At 67.5% G+C, this 18,097-nt stretch carries 16 protein-coding genes; 6 read left to right on the top strand and 10 right to left on the bottom strand.

Annotated elements, in window-relative coordinates; genetic code table 11:
* The first annotated feature begins 563 nt into the window (after positions 1-563).
* Both E2C06_RS15755 and E2C06_RS15750 read left to right on the top strand, forming a co-directional pair.
* Positions 564-1,151, top strand: coding sequence for a DUF4231 domain-containing protein (locus E2C06_RS15755; protein ID WP_165982421.1), 588 nt, complete (start codon positions 564-566; stop codon positions 1,149-1,151).
* A complete protein-coding gene (locus E2C06_RS15750) occupies positions 1,138-5,706 on the top strand; it encodes an nSTAND1 domain-containing NTPase (RefSeq protein ID WP_165982420.1) in 4,569 nt (1,522 codons plus the stop codon). Before E2C06_RS15755 ends, E2C06_RS15750 begins: the two co-directional genes overlap by 14 nt.
* A gap of 153 nt (positions 5,707-5,859) precedes the next feature.
* Here E2C06_RS15750 and E2C06_RS15745 read toward each other — a convergent pair whose 3' ends face one another.
* The 10 genes from E2C06_RS15745 to E2C06_RS15700 all read right to left on the bottom strand — a co-directional run bounded on the left by E2C06_RS15745 (position 5,860) and on the right by E2C06_RS15700 (position 14,369).
* The gene (locus tag E2C06_RS15745) at positions 5,860-7,122 is read right to left on the bottom strand and encodes an ABC transporter substrate-binding protein (protein WP_133289568.1); all 1,263 of its coding nucleotides are present in this window, start codon (positions 7,120-7,122) and stop codon (positions 5,860-5,862) included.
* A 634-nt stretch (positions 7,123-7,756) separates the two neighbouring features.
* The gene (locus E2C06_RS15740) at positions 7,757-7,912 is read right to left on the bottom strand and encodes a hypothetical protein (RefSeq protein ID WP_193560465.1); all 156 of its coding nucleotides are present in this window, start codon (positions 7,910-7,912) and stop codon (positions 7,757-7,759) included.
* The gene (locus E2C06_RS40790) at positions 7,912-8,136 is read right to left on the bottom strand and encodes a DUF4209 domain-containing protein (RefSeq protein ID WP_133289567.1); all 225 of its coding nucleotides are present in this window, start codon (positions 8,134-8,136) and stop codon (positions 7,912-7,914) included. Before E2C06_RS40790 ends, E2C06_RS15740 begins: the two co-directional genes overlap by 1 nt.
* 107 nt (positions 8,137-8,243) lie before the next feature.
* The gene (locus E2C06_RS15730) at positions 8,244-9,890 is read right to left on the bottom strand and encodes a DUF7380 domain-containing protein (RefSeq protein WP_133289566.1); all 1,647 of its coding nucleotides are present in this window, start codon (positions 9,888-9,890) and stop codon (positions 8,244-8,246) included.
* Positions 9,891-10,093: 203 nt separating this feature from the next.
* Positions 10,094-10,519, bottom strand: coding sequence for a hypothetical protein (locus E2C06_RS15725; protein ID WP_133289565.1), 426 nt, complete (start codon positions 10,517-10,519; stop codon positions 10,094-10,096).
* Positions 10,516-10,812: a hypothetical protein gene (locus E2C06_RS15720; RefSeq protein ID WP_241671304.1), complete on the bottom strand. Its 297-nt coding sequence runs from the start codon at positions 10,810-10,812 to the stop codon at positions 10,516-10,518. Before E2C06_RS15720 ends, E2C06_RS15725 begins: the two co-directional genes overlap by 4 nt.
* Before the next feature lie 137 nt (positions 10,813-10,949).
* Positions 10,950-12,041 (bottom strand): DUF4268 domain-containing protein, encoded by a 1,092-nt coding sequence (locus E2C06_RS15715; RefSeq protein ID WP_133289564.1) that lies wholly within the window; start codon positions 12,039-12,041, stop codon positions 10,950-10,952.
* A gap of 59 nt (positions 12,042-12,100) precedes the next feature.
* Complete coding sequence (locus E2C06_RS15710) at positions 12,101-12,520, bottom strand: hypothetical protein (protein ID WP_133289563.1); 420 nt, start codon at positions 12,518-12,520, stop codon at positions 12,101-12,103.
* The gene (locus E2C06_RS15705; RefSeq protein WP_133289562.1) at positions 12,517-13,869 is read right to left on the bottom strand and encodes a recombinase family protein; all 1,353 of its coding nucleotides are present in this window, start codon (positions 13,867-13,869) and stop codon (positions 12,517-12,519) included. The genes E2C06_RS15710 and E2C06_RS15705 overlap by 4 nt, the downstream gene beginning before the upstream one ends.
* On the bottom strand, positions 13,866-14,369 hold the full coding sequence (locus E2C06_RS15700; RefSeq protein WP_133289561.1) for a DUF2924 domain-containing protein: 504 nt from the start codon (positions 14,367-14,369) through the stop codon (positions 13,866-13,868). Before E2C06_RS15700 ends, E2C06_RS15705 begins: the two co-directional genes overlap by 4 nt.
* A 307-nt stretch (positions 14,370-14,676) precedes the next feature.
* On the opposite strand from E2C06_RS15700, the gene E2C06_RS15695 reads away from it, so the two are divergent.
* The 4 genes from E2C06_RS15695 to E2C06_RS15680 all read left to right on the top strand — a co-directional run bounded on the left by E2C06_RS15695 (position 14,677) and on the right by E2C06_RS15680 (position 17,985).
* Positions 14,677-15,477, top strand: a complete 801-nt coding sequence (locus tag E2C06_RS15695) for a hypothetical protein (RefSeq protein WP_133289560.1) — start codon at positions 14,677-14,679, stop codon at positions 15,475-15,477.
* A gap of 74 nt (positions 15,478-15,551) precedes the next feature.
* Positions 15,552-15,797, top strand: coding sequence for a helix-turn-helix transcriptional regulator (locus E2C06_RS40605; RefSeq protein WP_338324213.1), 246 nt, complete (start codon positions 15,552-15,554; stop codon positions 15,795-15,797).
* Positions 15,797-15,991: a hypothetical protein gene (locus E2C06_RS15685; RefSeq protein ID WP_133289558.1), complete on the top strand. Its 195-nt coding sequence runs from the start codon at positions 15,797-15,799 to the stop codon at positions 15,989-15,991. The genes E2C06_RS40605 and E2C06_RS15685 overlap by 1 nt, the downstream gene beginning before the upstream one ends.
* Positions 15,988-17,985, top strand: a complete 1,998-nt coding sequence (locus tag E2C06_RS15680) for a DUF3987 domain-containing protein (RefSeq protein ID WP_133289557.1) — start codon at positions 15,988-15,990, stop codon at positions 17,983-17,985. Before E2C06_RS15685 ends, E2C06_RS15680 begins: the two co-directional genes overlap by 4 nt.
* Positions 17,986-18,097: the final 112 nt, after the last annotated feature.

The following is an 18,097-nucleotide window of genomic DNA, read 5'->3' as shown; positions in this document are numbered from 1 at the left end:
ATATGCGACGGCAAAGCGGGGAGGACGGGATGATATGGGTGTTGGCGGTGACATTCCGAGGCAGCGCACCCCGTCTGACGAGGCGTCGGCCGCGACCACGTCGGGCGCCGAGCCCAGCGTGTGGCGGACCCCGGCCAAGCCTGCCTCATTCTCGCCCGCTTACGACGCGAGCTGGCATCCCAAGCGCGGCTACAGGGCGGTCGGAGTAACCCGCGCCGTGGGCGAGCGACCGCGGGCTCTACAGTCTGCGGGGCGACGTGCTCCGCGGGTGCACTCCGATTTGCGCCAAGAGGAGCATTTGAGCACGACCGCGTCCGCCGTATGCGCTTGCCGGTCCTCGCGGCCGAAGCGATCGACAGCTTGGAGTTCCGCGGGGCTGAGGCCTGCGATTGGATCGCCTGGGCCACCGCGGCGCGGACCAATTAGAATCTAGATGCGTGACGAGAAATGCAGCTGGTGCGGGGACCAATACCTGCCGGTGGCCGTCCACGTCTCGCACTGACGTTGCCCAGCTTCGGTGGGCTTGGGCAGAGGCTCGTCTGCGAAGAGGGAGGACGGGAGGCGTGGACGCAGCGGCCGACATCTCGGCGGACCCGGCGCGCGACCCGCGGGTAGCGGTCCGCGAGGCCCGCGCCGAGCAGTATTTCAAGCGCGACCTTGAGGACCAGCGCCGTTGGTACGGCGAGCGCGCCTCCCGCTTCAAGGGCCGCGCCCAGGCGCTCGGCCTGGCGGTGGTCACGGCTGGCGCCGCCACCGCCTTCCTGCAGGTGTTCCGCGGCGCGCCCTGGGTGGCGGTGCTGACCGCGCTGCTCGGCGCGGCGGTGGCGGTGGCCGAGGGCTGGCGGCAGATCGCTCGCTACGACGAGGCCTGGGCCGCCTACCGGCTGGCCAGCGAGCGGATGAAGCGCGAGCGGCGGCTGTACGTGAACGGGGCGGGCGAGTACCGCGGCCTGGCCGAGGAGGAGGCGGCGTTCCTGCGCTTTGTCGAGGCGGTCGAGGCGATCGTGGCCGAGGAGCAGCGCATTTATTGGAGAGGCCGCAATGAGGGCGGCGCTCCGGCCCAGCGCGCGACACCGGCAGCCGACCGTGGTGACGTTGGCGTGGGAGTGGCGGGCACGGGAGCAGCGGAGCGGGCCCATGGCCGTCCCTGACGCCGGCAGCGCCCCGCAGCTCTTCCTGAGCCATGCCGGGGCGGACACCGAAGCCGCGCGGCGGCTGAAGCAGCGGCTTGAGGCTGCGCCGGACGCGCTCGCGGCGGGGCTTCGGGTGTGGCTCGACGTGGACGACCTGCGGCCCGGGGGGGTCCCCTGGCAAGAGCAGATCGAGGAAGTCATTGAGGAACGCGCCACCGCCTTCGCGGTCTACATCGGCTCCCGGGGCGTGTCGGCTTTTGTTTGGCCCGAAGTACGCTTGGCTTTGTCGCGCGCCGTCAAGGGCGACGGCCGCTTCCCATTCGTACCTATGATTGCGGCCGGGGTGGACAGCACGTCGCTGCCCGGCTTCGTGCGGCAGTTCCAGGCCGTGCGCGACCCCGAGAACAATCCCGAGGAGTTCCGGAAGCTGCTCGCCGCGGCGCTCGGCCGCGGCGACGAGGCCGGCGGCCTCAAGGCGGAGGCGGAGCCCTTCTTCGGGCTGCGCGCCATCGGTGAGGAGCGCAGTCATCTCTTCTTCGGCCGCGAGCGCGAGACCGAGGACCTGCTCCGCTGCCTGCGGGAGCGGCGGTTGCTGCTTGTGGCGGGCGATAGCGGCAGCGGCAAGTCGTCGTTGGTGAAGGCCGGGCTGGTGCCGCGCTGGCGCGCCGGCGCGCTGGCCGAGCTGGACGACCGCTGGCGGGGCGAGAACCTCTGGCAGGTTGTCGAGATGCGGCTCGGCCAAAAGCGGCTCGGCCAGAAGCAGCCCGGCCAGAACCCGCGCCTCGCACTTGGGAAGGCGGTCGAGGCAGCGGCACGGCGGCTTGGCGTTAGCTTTAATGACAGGAACAAGATGGCTGAGGCGGCCGAGCAGGGGACCATCGGCAGCGTCCGGCGGGCGCTGCGCTGCGGACTCGATCCGCAACGCACGCGCACGCTGGTGGTGGTGGACCAGCTCGAGGAGTTGGTGACATCGACGCCCAAGGAGCAGCGCAAGAGCTTCGTGGAGCTGCTGTTCGGGCTCGCCGATCCGGCGGACGAGGCCTTCTCGGTCGTGCTGACGATGCGGCGCGACTACTACAACCTACTCTCGGCTCCCGAGTGCCGGACGCTTTACGACCGGCTGGAGGCGGACGAGCGCGCGGCCCTCTACCCGCTCGGGCGCATGACCGACGAGGGGCTGCGCCGGATCGTCACCGAGCCGCTCCGAATGGCCGGGGTCGGCCGGGGCGAGCGCGAGGCGCTGGCCGACGCGGTGCTCCGGGACGTGGGCGCGCGGCCGGGCGACCTCGCCCTGGTGCAGTTCGCGCTGACCCGCGCGTGGGAGCGGCGGGCGGAGTTCGGGGGCGACCTGCTGCGCGCCTACGGCGGCGTGGGCCGGGTGGACGGTGCCCTCGCACTCGAAGCGGAGCGCGTGTTCGAGCAGGAGCTCGGTGGCGAGGCACAGGAAGCGGAGGTGACGGCCGCTTTGATCCGGCTCGCACGGCTGGAAGGCACCGCCGGACCCACGCGCCGTGTCGCACGGAGGCGCGAGTTCCCGGACGAGCGCTGGGGACTGCTGCAAAAGCTGGCGACCGAAGCGGGGAACCGCCTCGCCCTCATCGGCGGGGATCAGGCGGATGAGGTTGATGGTGCGGTGAATGGTCGAGAGACGGCCGAGATCGCGCATGAGGCGCTGCTGACGCGCTGGCCGAGGCTGCGCCGTTGGCTGGTCGACGCGCAGGACGACAAGCGGACCCTCGACCGACTGGCCGACCAAGCAGCGGAGTGGGCCGACGCGCCGGCCCCGGAGGCCAAGGACAAGCTGCTGGCCAAGACGGATGCGGAGCGCGAGGCATTCCAGTCGCTGGCGCGCGTGCGGCGGTCTTGGCTCTCGGCCGAGGAGCGGGCCTTCGTGGCGGCCAGCGTCAAGGACCACAGAAAGCGTCTGAAGGACAACGAGGAGCGCCTCAAGCGGGAGCGGCAAGCAGCATTCGACTTGGCCGAGGCCGAGAGAAGGCGTGCCCAGGAACAGGTCGAGGCGGCCTGGAAACAGGCCGAGGCGGCCAAGAAGGCGCGCGGCTTGCGCAATCTCGCGACGGCCGCGGCTGCGTTCTTCTTCCTGGCCGCGGTCTCGGCCGTGGCCCTCTGGGCCGACGCGCGGGCCGCCAAGCGCGAGACATTCGCGAATGTATCGCGCGCGCTCGCGGCGTTGTCGGAGACCGCCAGCCTGCATGGGCGGTACACGGACGCCCTCAAGCTCGCGGTCGCCTCGTGGCCGCGAACGGTCGCCGACCCGCGCCCGATGCTGGAGAGGTCCTTGCACGCCATGGGTCTCGCCACGGAGGGGAGGATGGAAGCTGACCCGCCGCTGCGCCACGAGGCGCCGGTACTCTCCGCCGCCTTCAGCCCGGACGGGAAGAAGGTCCTCACCGTCTCCAGCGACGGCGCGGCCCAACTTTGGAGCACGGCCACCGGCGAGCTCCTCGGGCCGCCGCTGCGCCACGAGGTCCCGGTGCTCTCCGCCGCCTTCAGTTCTGACGGGACGAAGGTCTTCACCGTCTCCGGCGACGGCGCGGCCCAACTGTGGAACGCGGCCACTGGCGAGCCGCTCGGGCCGCCGCTTCGTCATGAGGTGCCGGTGCTCTATGTCGCCTTGTCACAAGACGGGGCCCGGCTCCTCATCATATCCGACGACCGCACGGCGCGGCTGTGGGACCTGCGGGGCGAGTCACCCAGCGCCACGTCGCTCCAGGGATACTTGGGGCCGGTGCGCATTGCCGCGCTCTCCCACAACGGGCCGCCGCGGGTCCTCGCCATCTCAATCGAAGGCGTGGCGCAGCTCTGGGACGCGATTACCGGCGCCCCGGTCGGCGAGCCCATGCGCCACGTAGGATCGGTGGTGTCCGCCGCGTTCAGCGCGGACGGGGCGTGGATTGTCACCGCCTCCGAGGACCGCACGGCGCGCTTGTGGAACGCGGCCACTGGCGAGCCGCTCGGGCCGCCGCTGCGCCACGAAGGACCGGTAGTGTCCGCCGCGTTCAGCGCGGACGGGGCGCGGATTGTCACCGCCTCCGAAGACCGCACGGCGCGCTTGTGGAACGCGGCCACTGGCGAGCCGCTCGGGCCGCCGCTGCGCCACGAAGGACCGGTAGTGTCCGCCGCGTTCAGCGCGGACGGGGCGCGGGTGGCCACCACTTCTCAGGACCGCAACGTTCGGCTGTGGGATGCGTTCACAGGCTATCAACTCGGCCCGCCCCTGCAGCACGAAGGGGCCGTGCTGTCCGCCGCCTTCTCACACGACGGGACCCGGGTCCTCACCGTCTCCGATGGTCGCGCGGTGCATCTATGGGACGCGGCCGGCGGCGAGCCAATCGGGCCCCCGCTGCTCCACGAGGGGGCCGTGCTGTCGGCCGCGTTTAACCGGGACGGGACGAAGGTTGTCACCGTTCCCGCCGTCGGCACGGCGCAGGTGTGGAACGTCGCCACCAGCAAGCCACTTGGCCGGGGGATGCGGCATGGGGACGTGGTGACCGTTGCCGCCTTAAGCCCGGACGGGGCGCTGGTGGCCACCGCGTCCGGCAGCCCCTTCTTCGGGCGCGGCGGCACGGCGCGGGTGTGGGACGCCTCCACCGGCGAGCCCCTCGGCCGGGAGATGCGCCACGAGGGGCCTGTGCAGTCCATTGCCTTCAGCCCCCTGGACGGGTCGCGGTTGGTCACCGCCTCCACGGACGGCACAGCGCGACTGTGGCGCGCCCACGACGCCACCCCAATCGGCAGGCCCATGCGGCATGAAGGACCCGTGCTGGCCGCCGCCTTCAGCCCAGACGGGGCACTGGTGGTCACTGCGTCCAGCAACCCCTACTCCAATCGGGGCGGCACGGCGCGGGTGTGGGACGCGGCCACCGGCGAGCCCCTCGGCCGGGAGATGAACCACGAGAGTTTGGTGCTGTCCGCTGCCGTCCGCCGCGACGGGCCCGACCGGGTGCTTGTAATCACCGCTTCCGCCGACCGTACGGCCCGGGTGTGGGACGCGGCCCACGGCGAGCCCCTCGGGCCGCCGCTGCAGCACAAGGACGCAGTGACCGCTGCCGCCTTCAGCCCGGACGGGACTAAGGTGCTCACCGCGTCCAGCGACCGCACGGCGCGGCTGTGGGACGCGATTACCGGCGCCCCGGTCGGCGAGCCCATGCGCCACGAGGGCAGCGTTCAGTTCGCCGCCTTCAGCCCGGACGGGACCAGGGTGCTCACCACGTCCAGCAACCCCTACTCCAATCGGGGCGGCACGGCGCGGGTGTGGGACGCGGCCACCGGCGCTCCGATCGGCCGGGGGCTGCGACACAGGGACGCGTTGAGCGCCGCCGCCTTCAGCCCGGACAAGACGCGGGTGATCACCGCGTCCGTTGACGGCACGGCGCGCCTGTGGGCCTCCAACTGGCCGCTTGGACCGATCACCGCGGTGGCCTGCGCCCTGCTCGACGGCAAAGGGGTCGAGCGTTTGGATGACCTAGCCGAGCGGCACGGGATCGTCGTCAGCGATGCGATCTGCGGTCCCGACATGCCAGCGCCTGACCCGACTCGGCTCGACCGGCGGTGAAAGGGTGCACAAGTCCAAGTTGCCCGAGCGCTCGGCGCGCGGGCCGTCAGCTCCAACCCGCCGCGGAGACAGATGCTGGCCGCCGGTGGCGTGGACCGCCGCGGCGTGGGGGAGAGAAGACTTGGCGAACCCAGACCATCATCTGCCCGGCGCTCACCGGATGATACGATCCAGCGTCTTCTCGAGCCGCCCGAGCTCCGATCCAATGTCGTTGCTCTGGCCGGACAGGATGGCGTGGACCGTGCTCCAGAACTCTTCCGACACCCGGCTGTATTGCACCCCGGCGGCGGCGGATGGCCGAGCCACCGCGCTCCTGAAAGTTCCGTAGAGCTCGCTGAAGAACGGATTCGCCGTCAGCACCTCATGGTCCCTGTAGAGCTCGCCGATCGTCGGATTGAAAGCGCCGACGACCGCGCGCCGCTTCTGCTCCGCCCTGCTGGTCAAGTGACGCACCAAGCTGATCGCTTCGCTGGGAGCAGCCGAGTACCGCGACACCGCGAGCTGCTCGCCGCCGAGCGCGCCGGTGTGCTTCCCGTCCGGTCCACCTTTGGGCAGCACGGCGATCCCGACCCTGCCCTTGACGGCGCTTCGCTCGGCGTTGAGCAGCGGCCAAGCGTAGGGCCAATTGCGCATGAAAACGGCATTGCCGGATTGGAACAATTCGCGTGTTTTCTCCTCGTTGTGGTCCAGCACGCCGGGCGGCGCGATCGTGTTGATCCACGAGGCGGCCGTGGTCAGCGCCTCGACAGCCCTCGGGTTGTTGACCGAAATGGAGCCGCCGGGCTCGACGATGTTGCCCGCCCTGTAGCTGTCGAGCCACTCCAAAGCATTGACAGTCAGGCCTTCGTAGGCGCTTCCCTGGAAGGCGTAGCCCCACATCCCTTTGTTGCCCGCTCGGCGCTCGCCCTCCATGACGAGGCGGGCGGTTTCGGTGAGTTCCTGCCAGGTCTCCGGGACGCGGCGGCCGTATTTTTCGAGGAGATCCTGCCGGTAGTAGAGAAGTCCCGCGTTGACGAACCAGGGCATGGCCACCAACCGGCCGTTGACGGTGTTGTTCTCGATCATCGGCCCGAAGTGCTGCGCGACCTCGCCTCGGCCAATACTTCCAGATAGGTCAATCAGGTGGGTGGCTAGAGTATTCATCCACACCATGTCAATCTGGAACACGTCAATATCGCTGGAACCCGTCTGGAGGCGTTGTTGGTAAAAGGCCAAGCGTTCGTTGCTGCTGAGGGGTAGCGAGATTAGTTGTACTCTGTTCCCCGTTTCCTTGGCCCAGGCTTCGGCACCCTCTTGGCAAAGCGTCCTCTCCATGCCGGCATCGGTGCAGGAGATGGTAATCGTGGTCTGAGCGACAGCCGGCCCGGTGAGCGCGGTCAGAGCAGCGATCGCGGCGGCCGCAGCTATGCTTCTCATCCGAGTTCTCCGTCTTTCACCTCGCCTGCTCCTCGACCGCGCGGCCGTGGTGGTCGGGTACCGGCCAGGGAGTACGACCATATCACGCCGCCGACCTGATGGGGGAAGACGGCCTCCCTCTGACATGGCGACCCGCCGGAAGGTGAGCTTCTGCGTCGCTGTCATGTTGCTGGCACGGAGGCTCGCTAGGTCTGCGGCGCTCTCCCGAGACGCGCATCCGGCTGCCGGCCCGCCGAGACTCGTTGGGGCGAGTGGCGCATAGGGCGAACCTTTCCAAAATGATGAGGCCCTCTTCCAGCGCCTCGATCGGCTTGGTGAGTAGGCACTGAAGGTGTGCCCGCTTTTTCATGCCGCCAGCGGCTAAGCTGGTTATTGGAATGGCGGTGAGGCTGGTTGTCGTGGCTTCGAACATCAGCATGGGGGTGGGTGATGCTATTTTCACGGCCAGCTTAGCACGAAAGCGCAATGCTCTGTGAGTGCTTCGCTTCTATACCTGAGCTGTCACCGCCTACATCACGGGCGGCGCGCTGCTCCATCTACGCCGGCGGAAATGGTTCCATCGCCTTCGGTCACCCGAGCCCAGGAGGATGGCGCCCATCGAGGATCACCTCGACGGGATCCGACGCCAACAGGGTTAGGTTAGTAGTGGCAACATGCCCAAATAGCCCAGCTCAATCTTCTCGGCGGTCGCCATTTCGCTGATCGAGGCGTACCGCCCCTCGTCCAGCAGCCGCTGGTACCGGAACGCCTGCGCCAGCGCCCTCACCAGCGCTGGGCCCGGACGCAGCATCACGCAGAACTCACGCCGGGTTCTCCTGCCGCTTGTTGACGCCGACGACGCGTTTCTACGGCCTGTAGGATGAGCGGCAGCATGCAGAGACGGAGGCAAACCCAGAATAGATAGCGTGCTGGGCCATCTTCTAGGCCCCCATCGTCTACCAGGCCATGTGAGACGGCGTTGCGCAGATTCATTCCATTTCGGTCGACGAGGAGCGCGGCCAGATCAAACACCATGTCCTCGCCTATAGAGCCGGCTTGGGTGCACTTGGATGAGTTTGCCGGTTTTACAGGTATTATCCCCGTGCGACCCGGCGCCGGCCTCAAGATGGCCCAAGCCGGCTCTATAATATGGCCTCAGTGGTGGCTCGTCCCTCGTTGAGGAGCATCTGATTCAGATTCCAGTCCTCCTGCTGCATGAACCGGTCGATCGAAACAGCGGTGTGGCCGGCCGTCCGCAGCAGCATTCGCAGGGCGTGCTCCAACTGAGGTACGAGCAGGTGCGTCGCCGTCGTAAAGTCGTCGTCAAACGCAGCCGCGAATGCCTTGACCCACTGGTGCTCCCGCCCTGGCGGAACGAAGGAGCTGCGGGCTACGAAGGGCAGCAGGTCGCGGGCGGCAACGGCGTGCTCCGCCGCGATGGCACGCCTGCCTGCCTCCACGTAAGTGCTGCCACAGAGATGCTGGTGGAAATTGGCGTGTCGAACCATGTGGTAACGGACCGCGGCCTCGCGCTCCGCTGGGTCGCTGGAGCCCATAGACGGCACTTGTCGAACCGTCTTGCCGTCCGCAGCGGTGATGACAATTGGTGCGAGGTGCATGAAGACGAAGCGCTCCGCGTCTTCGCTTACCTGCTCACGCAGATCACTTACAGATTGCGGCCGTAGGCGCATCACGTAGGCGGCCAGCGCGTCGGCGAGGGGTTTCCCGGCGACGGCGGCCTCGGCACGCTCCCAAGTCTCGCGCCCGTCAAAAGATGTCGACATAACTGCCAACTCGGCTTCAATGCGCGCTTGCTGCACGGTGAGCCGCGCGCGCAGTTCATTCTCCCGATCTCCACGGCTCTTCACCGGCATCGTCCGCAGGCGCTTGATGGCGACCTCAAGGAAATGAGCCGCCACTGAGGCCGAATCCGCCTCCCGAGCTTCAGACTGCCGTACGGCAAGGTCCACGGTGCGCATGACTGCCTGCTCAGCACGCGCGTCATCCCTCGCGCGGCGCCAGAACGCGACGGCTTGGTCCCAAAGCCCTTCCGCTAAGAGCTCACCGCCGGTTGCCGCCGCCGCGTCGGCAGCCCTCTCGCAAGCTTCTGCATTTGTGGTCGGCTCGCCAATTCCGAACTCATGCATGAGCCGGTTTGCGTCGAGGAAGCCTCGCCACTGTCGGGCCGCCTCGAAGGCTGCCGCCAGCTCGGCCGTCGCTTGGCGCGCACTCCGGTGTGTGCTCTCGCCCCGCCGGTCCACCAAGTAGGAAAGGCGCAGTGCCCTCTCCAGCGACTTCGGCGCGTAGACCCAATCCTCGCTGTTTTGCTTGACCCTGGCATCGGCGAGGTAAGCTTCGACAGCCATGGCCGCGTGCTTGGCCGGACCGCCGCCGCCGGTATGCCTGCGTGCCCAAAGGATGTCGGCTAGGCGGGCATTGAAGACGGGGGGCAAGCCTGCGTCCAGGGCCGCTCCGAAGACTTCCAGATGGGCGGCCGCGAAGTCAGCAGGCACTAACGTGCGCCCACCGCCCTCGAACGTCATCATGGGAGCGAAGGGCTCCTGCACCTGCTGGGGGCGCAGGACAGGCTCAAAGGCGAGGGCTAGCAGCGTGTACAGCTTGGCAAGCGGGGGATCAGCCTCGGCGGACGCAGCAGCGGATGAGAATGCAGTTCGTAGGTCGTGCGGTCGGGTATTTACTAGCGTGCCGAGCACGGCGGCCAAGTTGGCTCGGCCGAGCACAGCTGGATCGACGGCCAATTCGTCGAGGATCGTGTTCGCGGGGGCCATGGATTCCCGTTCTGAGTTAGCACGCTCACCATATCAACTGCTGGACAGAAGTCGAACGGGTGTTGAGGATGAGATCGACGGCACTGGTGACTTGGCGCGTCGCGATCGTCGCAAAGAGCATCCGGGTAATGGAGCAGTGCGAGGGCGGCACCCCTAACCTGATGGTGCAGCCGCGACTGCGCCAATGCGCACCGCTCAACTCGTTACATATCGCGGTGATTGGGTTCATCGCTGGTTCCTGTGGCCGCCGGCCGCACAGCAGGCTGCTCGGCCCAGAGAATTGGAAACGGCTCCATCAGCCGCGGCAAGGTGACGCCGTCCGGCTGCCGCCCATCGAGGATCGCCTCCACGATGTTCGGCGCGAGCAATGTCAGCCGCAGCAGGCTACCCAGATATCCCCGCTCGATTCGCTCCGCTGCCGCCATCTCGCTGATAGACGCGTAGCGTCCCTCCTCGAGCAGCCGCTGGTACCGGAACGCGCGGGCCACCGCCTTCACCAGCGCTGGGTCGGCCCGCGTCGGGAGGGCCACCTCGCCGCCGGCCCGGACCGGCGTGACCACCGTCTTCCGCCCCGGCCGCCGCCGGATGGTCAGCGGCACCCGCACCGTCACATGCGTCGCCAAGCTCATGCCGCCACCTTCAGCGCCTCGGGCGCGATGGCGGTGAGGTCACGGACCAAGCCGGCCAGTCCCTCCACCCGGAGCCGGATGTCAGCCCCGGCCGGCCCTACCACCACCCGCTCGACCAGCGACCGCACGATCCGCGCCTGCTCTGCCGGGAAGAGGTGCTCCCATAGCGGGTCAAGGCGATGCAGCGCATCCTGCGTCTCGCCCTCTGTCAGGTCCGGCGCCTCCCTGCGCGCCGCCCGCCATGTGCCAACCACGATCTCCGGCTGCCGCAGCAGCGCCCGCACCTGATCCACCACCGCGGCCTCGATCTCGACGGCTGACGCCCGGCGTACCGTGCGGACGTCAGCTGCTGATTATTCAGCAGCTTGAGTCCATTGCCCTGGTTCAAACTCGATCGCCTTTGAGACTAGATCATGCAGCGCTTCCTTTTTCACGCTAGCGCCTGGACCCGTGTCCGGAGCGCGTGATCGAGCCGAATCATCGCGTCGATCATCTCGTCTTGGATGCGCTGCCACTCAGGTTCTGGCGAACGGTACCCACCTGCGACCGGGTGGTAGACTCGGCATTGCTTGACGCCCTCCTTCTCCTGCCAGACCAGCGGCCCGCCGAAGGCGACTTCAATCTCTTCGCGGCCCTCCTTGAGGCGGAGCAGCTGGCGTCGGCCGTCGTCCCGCTGGACCAAAAGTTCAACGCGGGACGAGTCTCTCGCCACGACGTAGTTTATGGTGAAGCCGGCCTTGCCGACAGGACTGAACAGTACTCCGAGGCCCGCGTCCGGCACCCGTCCACGGTGTAGCTCCGTTCGCTGCGCAGCGCGTTCCGCCAACTGCGCGAGGAAGGCCCCGGCCAGCGTTGCGCGTTCGCCACGCTCCTTGCGCTCCGCCGCCTTCTTCTCCTCCAACCGCACCTGGAACTCCGCCGCCTCCGGCAGGGGAATTAGCTGCTGTACGTCCAGCAAGAGCCGGCCGTCGGTCATCCGGTGCGGGCGTAGGCGGACACAGCGAATGTCCAACCCGTACTCGCGTAGCCAGAGGACCGTCGTGGTCAGCTCCCTGCCGAAATCCGCTGACGCGAGGATGACGCGAGCTTCGCCGGCGAAGGTCCCCTCGTCCGGCGCTGTCCACCGGAGATGGGTGAGGATCTCGGCACGGGCTGCCTCCAGGTCCGGGGCGGCCTTATTCCGGTAGCGGGCAAGTGTCTCAGCCGCCTGATCGAATGTCATAGCCGAAACCATGGCGGCATAGCGAAGCGCCTGCAGTTCCATATGGCCGCTGTCCTCACCGCGTTTCAGCTCCACGACGACGAGATTGGCCCGCGCATCGAGGCACAGCAGGTCGATGCGTCGGGCGCTGTCAGCCCAGCCGCTGAACTCGTCGGTAAGCACCAGCATGCCTTCTTCGAGAACCGCGATGCGGTCCTTCAGCAGACGCTGGATATCGCTTCGCTCCCTCCACCCTTCTGCCTCGAATGTAGTGACCGCGACGGGCTCGATGCCCTCCGGCCTCGCTTCATAGATCGGCATGCAGTCGCGGTGCCTCGGTTCGCGTCGGAATCGAGCGTAACAGGGAAGGTGGCCGTGCGTCACCGCAGTGATGGTGGAGAGGCCGCCCGGACCGAGGGATTATGCGACCTGACCTGCTCCGCCCACGTCAGCGGCAATGGTTCCAGCAGCCGCGGCAGAATCATCCCCTCTGCCTGCCGCCCGTCGAGGATCGCCTCCACCATGCCCGGCGCCAACAGGGTCAGCCGCAGCAGCGTGCCGAGATACCCCCGCTCGATCCGCTCCGCCTTGGCCATCTCGCTGATTGAGCCATACCGACCCTCATACAGCAGCTTCTGGTACCGGAACGCTCGGGCCAGTGCCTTCACTAGCGCCGGGTCGGCGCGCGTCGGCAGGGCCACTCCACCGCCGTCCTCCTCCGGCGTTACCACCGTCTTCCGGCCTGGCCGCCGCCGGATGGTCAGCGGCACCCGGACCGTGATGCTGGTCGCCACGGTCATGCCGCCGCCATCAGTGTCCCGGGAGCGATGGCGGTGAGGTCACGGACGAGGCCGGCCAGTCCCTCCAGCCGGAGGCGGATGTCGGCTCCGGCTGGCCCGACCACCACCCGCTCCACCAGCGCCCGCACGATTCGCGCCTGCTCCGCGGGGAACAGCTCGTCCCAGAGAGGTTCCAACCGCCCGAGAGCCTCCCGTGTCTCGCGTTCGGTTATGTCCGGCGACTCGGCCCGCGCCATGAGCCAGGTGCCGACCACCACCTCGGGCTGGCGCAGCAGCGCACGGACCTGCCCGATCACCGCGGCCTCGATCTCGGCGGCCGACACGCGCCGTACGATGCCTTCCTCCCCGGCCGCGTCGCCCTTCAGCACCCGTTGGGCGACGTAGTACCGGTAGAGCCGGCCGTTCTTGCGGCAGTGCGTCGGCGACAGCGCCCGCCCGTCCTCGCCGAAGATCAGCCCCTTCAGCAGCGCCGGCGCGTGCTGCCGGTTCTGTGCAGCCCTGGCGCGCGGGCTGACCTGCATGACGGCCTGCACCCGGTCCCATAGCTCCCGGGACACGCTGGCTTGGTGCTCGCCGGGATAGACCTGCCCCTTATGCTCCACCTCGCCGACGTAGGTCCGCAGGTTCAGGATCTTATAGACATCGCCCTTGTCCAGCGGCCGGCCCGACTTGCTGGCCACGCCCTCGGCCTGGAGCCGCCTGGCGGTCTCTGTGCCGGACCCTGTCTCGACGAACAGCTCGAACACGCGCCGGACCCGCGCTGCCTCGGCCTCGTTCGGCACCAGCTTGCGGTTCGCAACGTCGTAGCCGAGCGGCACCTTGCCGCCCATCCACATGCCGCGGGCGCGGGAGGCGGCGAACTTGTCCCGGATCCGCTCGCCGATTACCTCTCGCTCGAACTGGGCAAAGCTGAGCAGGATGTTGAGCGTCAGCCGGCCCATGCTGGTCGTCGTGTTGAAGCTCTGCGTGACCGAGACGAAGGTGACCCCGTGCGCCTCCATGGTTTCGACCAGCTTGGCGAAGTCCATCAGCGACCGAGACAGGCGATCGATCTTGTAGACCACGATGATGTCGATCCGGCCCTGCTCGATGTCCTCCAGCAGGCGTCGCAGCGCCGGCCGCTCCAGGGTGCCGCCGGAGAAGCCGCCATCGTCGTAGCGGTCCCGGACCAGGAGCCAGCCCTCGGCGCGCTGACTAGCCACGTAGGCCTCGCAGGCGTCGCGCTGGGCGTCCAAGGTGTTGAACTCCTTCTCCAACCCCTCGTCGGTGCTCTTGCGCGTGTAGACCGCGCAGCGGAGCTTCTTCACGGTCGCCGGCATCACCTGCTCCGGCACTTTGCGGCGACTCATGCCTCGACCCTCCCCTTCAGACCAAAGAAGGTCCAGCCATTCCAACGCGTGCCGGTGATGTGCCGGGCGACGGCGGACAGCGACCGATAGGGCCGGCCCTCGAACTCGAAGTCGTCGGCCCGGACCGTGACGACGTGCTGGACGCCGTCGTATTCGCGGATCAGGCGCGTCCCGGGCAGTGGGCGGCTATCGGCCCGAATGCGGCGGAGGACGACGTTGCCGCCGTCCAGCTGCTCGCCAAGTGCCTCCAGCCTGGCCCGCGTCTCCGGCTTCAGCCCGCCATAGGCGAGTTCCTGGATGCGGTAGGCCAGCCGGCTTTGGATATAAGCCTTGTTGAACGGCGGCGGCTCCTTGCCGAACAACTCACGCCACTGCTGCTTCAGGTCGGCGATCGGCGCGGTCTGGAGCGCGGCTAGGCGCGATAGCACCTGTGCCGGCGGGATGCCGGGGATGACCGGCGTGGTTGGTGCCGGCGCGCTTACTGGTCGACGTCGGGTCATGCGAAGGCCCTCTCCAAGGGGTCCGCATGCACGCTCTGTCGGGCGGTGAAGTGTAGCGAACTTTCTCCGTCACCCGCGACCTGGGCGGCGTCGCGGGCGAAGTCCTCGGCAGTGCGGCTACGAAGCCGCACCAGACCCGCGGCCAGGATGGTGCAGACCTCGCAAAGGTGGGGCGGAAGGTGGCGGAGGTCGCGGCTGTTCCGCATCAGACAAACACCCCAGCCGCCATGGAAGCGGGAATTTCTGGCTGCTGGTCAGGTTTGTTTGGATTATGAAGGGATACCACACGATTTTGTGAGATCAACAAATGAATGTTAATGTTGCAATGTCCGGAATATCTCTCAAGAGCGCGGTAGTAGAGTACTGTGATCGTGTCTATGTTCATCGCGTTAAACTGTGGGAGCGCTTGCAACCCTCCGAAATGTTGAGGAAATATGAAATAATATTTTCGCAAGAACTCAGTACGAGAACTTCTGATATCACAGAACCAGATTTGGAAGAGGCCTACGCCCATACATATCGAGAATGGAGACTTGATCTCGAGAAGGACTTCCGGAAGCGGATAATCAACGGTGAAATCATATTGTGCGGAATACAAACCAAACCTACGCGCATGTCCGAACGAAGTGTCATTCCCGGCGCATGGGCTGCAGATTGTATCTTTGATTTTCGAAATGACATGTTGTGCGTAGACGACGTGATCTTTCACAATGTCGAAGCACATGCGGTCACGCCTATGGGCGTGACCTGCGCTCATCAAGCGCCATCCTCGCTTGTCACAGTTACCCAAGATAACATTCGCAGCCTGACCGACGAGGAGGTTCTCCTGCTTCTGGAGGATCATGCCCGGCGGGTGGTCGAGCATCCTGACTCAAAGCTGGTCGAGCCCGGCAAGATCTCGTTGATGCCCATCGTCCGCCGCAAGATGCTGCACCGTGCCGAGTGCGCGCTGACGCGCGAAACCCTTGCTGCGGAGGCAGCGGAATTGGAGGCGTGGATCGCCACGAAGGTGCCGTCGCATCACGTGCCCAAGGCCTCCACAATCGAAAACGTGCTGCGGAGTGAGTACCGGTCGCTAAGACCACGATCCAAAGCCACGATGCCATGATTGGGTGATTGGATCGTGCCTGTGGATCGTGGCCTGTCACTCCGCGCGAATGCATCCCGACGAACTGCTACGGGGTGCTTGCTGTGCAGGACTGGAATTGGCGCGATGAATGCGCGACCGAAGCTCAGGATCCACGCTCAAGGCATGCTCGGCTAACGCAAGCTGAGCTCGCCGAGCGCTGGCGTCTCAGTTGCCGGACGCTGGAGAAGTGGCGCCAGACGCGGCGCGGGCCAAGCCATCTCAAGCTGGGCGGTCGGGTTATCTATCGCTTGGAGGATGTTGAGGCCTACGAGGCGGCGCAGCTGCGGGGTGCCCGCTGATGGACGCCGCGATTGCCGCTGGGATGTCCGATCCGGCGCTGAACCCGCACTTCCGCCGTTGCTGGCATCAGCCACAGGACGCGTCGAGAAGCCTGACGGTGTTCAAGGCAACGGACCCTCTGACCGCCATGGGGCAGGCGCTGCAGAACGCCTGGCTGCGCAAGCGGCAGACTGACAAGAGGCGCTCGCCATGACCGCGCAGACTGGTGCCGCGCCGGTCGGGATCGAGCAGTCCGTCGCCGACACTCTCAGCCGCCCCTTTGCGATCACTTACTTCAAGGATTTCGCTGCGAGGACCAAGCAGGAGGGCAGCACGACCCTACCCGCCCTGGCCCAGCAGATCAGGCAGACCTCCCGGGCGAGCAAAGCCCAGCTCCCCTGGCTCAAGCTGGCCAGCTTCGGCACCAAGCTGAGCGACAAGAAGAGCCTGCGGCATGACGCGAACGTCTTGGCCATCAGCGGCGTCGAGGCGGACTACGACGGCGAGAACGTCCCGTTCGGCCACGCCGTGGAGATCCTGAGCAAGGCCGGCATCCTTGCCCTGGTCTACACCTCGCCCAGCCACACCGAGGACACGCCGCGCTGGCGCATCCTCTGCCCCACTTCGGGGGAGCTGCCGCCGGATCGGCGGGACGGGCTGATGGGCCGGCTGAACGGGTTGTTCGGCGGCATCTTCAGCGCGGAGAGCTGGACGCTGTCACAGGGCTACTACTTCGGCTCGGTGGCCTCGAACCCCTCTCACCAGGTCGAGCTGGTGGACGGGGCGCCCATCGATCTGCACGACGACCTCGACGTGATCTGGCGGGGCAAGTCGGGCCTCTCGGCACCGGCCACCGGTGCACCGGTGCTTAAGAATGGGCGCGTCGACGAAGCGCAGCTGCGGCGCGAGATCACCTCCGGCGAGGCCTTCCACACCAGCTCAGTGCGCCTGCTCGGGCGCTGGGCGCGCGACGGCATTGCCTGCCAGCAGGCGCGTGCGCGCCTGACCGCGATGTTTGACGAGGTGCCGGAGGAGAGGCGCGACGCAAGGTGGCAAGAGCGGCGAGGTGATATCGACCGCTGTCTCGAGGACATCTACGGCAAGGAGGCTGCCCAGCGCGACGCGGGGCGCCGCCCTGTCAGCAACCGCGGCCAGGGCGTGCCGACGGCCGAGGAGGGCGCGTGGCTGCCTCCGGTCGACTTCCTAGCAGACGGCGAGATGACCGGGGTGCCGGAACTTCGCCCCGAGCACCTGCCCGACACGCTGTACCCGTTCGTGACCGACACCGCGGCGCGGATGGGCGTGGACCCGGTCGCAGTGGCGCTCTCCGCCCTGGTCAGCTGTGCCAGCGTGGTGCACGAGGACTGGCGCATCCAGCCGAAGCGCCATGACGATACCTGGACCGAGGCGGCGCGGATCTGGGGCGCCATCGTCGGCGACCCGTCCATCCTCAAGACCCCTGTCATCGCCGCCTGTACCCGCCCCATCGAGCGGCTCGAGCTCGCAGCACGGGACCAGCACGCTGCCGCCGCACAGCGCCACAAGGCCCAGATGGCGGCCTGGAAGGAGGCGGGCAGCGATCCCGCGGCCAAGCCCGTGCCGCCGCGCCTCGACCGGTACCTGGTCGAGGGCACGACGATCGAGGCGCTGTCCGAGGTGCTGCGCGACGACGAGGAAGCGCGTCACCGGGTGCCCACCGGCCGGGTGCTGGTGCGCCAGGATGAGATGAGCGAGTGGATCGCAGGCTTTGACCGGTATCGGTCGGGCGGTCGCGGTGGCGGCGATCGCGGCGCCTATCTCAGGCTCTACAACGGCGGCAGCTATGTGGTGGACCGAGTGGGCCGCGGCAGCTTCGCCGTGCCGAACTGGTCGGCCTGCGTGCTGGGCGGCATCCAGCCTGAGCCGATCCAGCGGATTGCCCGGGACGCCGCGGATGACGGCCTGCTGCAGCGGTTCCTCTACTGCGTCCCGGCCCGACAAGGCATGGGCCAGGACCGGCAGCCCGATCGCGCCGCCATCGCCCGCTACGAGGCGCTGATTGCCTCTCTGGTGGCGTTGCAGCCGCAGCAGGTGCAGGACACTGGGCCCGCTGCACGGCGCCGGGCACTGGTGCTGGCCGAGGCGGCGCATCGTCACCGGGAGGAGATGGAAGGCCTCGTCCGTGCCATGGCCGCACTGCCCGGCACCTCCAGTCGGCTCAAGGTGTAGCCGCCGGAGTGAAACTGACCCGGTCGCCGGTTGAAATCTGACCCAGGTTCTAGGGTGCCCTGTCACCGCGATGGGGGCCCGGATGCTTGGGGGAGAGCTGGCATTGGAGATC

It is taken from the genome of Dankookia rubra, from assembly GCF_004355005.1.
Taxonomy (GTDB): Bacteria; Pseudomonadota; Alphaproteobacteria; order Acetobacterales; family Acetobacteraceae; genus Paracraurococcus; species Paracraurococcus ruber_A.
The sequence above is the reverse complement of the archived record's forward strand: the minus strand, read 5'-3'. Positions and strand labels throughout refer to the sequence as shown.